The sequence below is a fragment of the Pseudomonas sp. RA_35y_Pfl2_P32 genome (assembly GCF_963970735.1).
Lineage (GTDB): Bacteria > Pseudomonadota > Gammaproteobacteria > Pseudomonadales > Pseudomonadaceae > Aquipseudomonas.
The window spans coordinates 1-428 of the sequence record NZ_CAXAQF010000393.1; the positions used below are offsets into that span (position 1 = coordinate 1).

Genomic DNA, 428 nt, shown 5'->3' on the forward strand with positions numbered 1-428 from the left:
CACATGCTCGACGACAGCCGCGCCGCGTTGCTGCTCAGCCAGACCTCGTTGCAGCCGGCGCTGCAGGCGCTGGGTGCAGCGGCCGAGTGCTGGTGCCTGGATCAACTGGACGAGCAGGGCCGCGACAGCAACCCAACGCCGGTGGCCGGCGGCGAGCACCTGGCCTACGTGATCTACACCTCCGGCTCCACCGGCAAACCCAAGGGCGTGGCCGTGCGCCGCGCCGGGCTGGGCAACTTCCTCGCCAGCATGGCCCAGGCGCCAGGGCTGGAGGAGAGCGGACGGTTGCTGGCCCTGACCTCGCTGTCGTTCGACATCGCGGTGCTGGAGCTGTACCTGCCTTTGGTCCGTGGCGCCAGCGTGGTGCTGGTGGACCGCGACACTGCCCGTGATCCGCAGCGCCTGTGGGCGCAGATCGAACAGCAGCA

General features: G+C 70.1%; 1 protein-coding gene. It reads left to right on the forward strand.

Annotated elements, in window-relative coordinates; translation table 11 throughout:
• The coding region (locus AACY45_RS28855; RefSeq protein ID WP_339548891.1) for an AMP-binding protein at positions 1–428 on the forward strand (428 nt) is incomplete at both ends.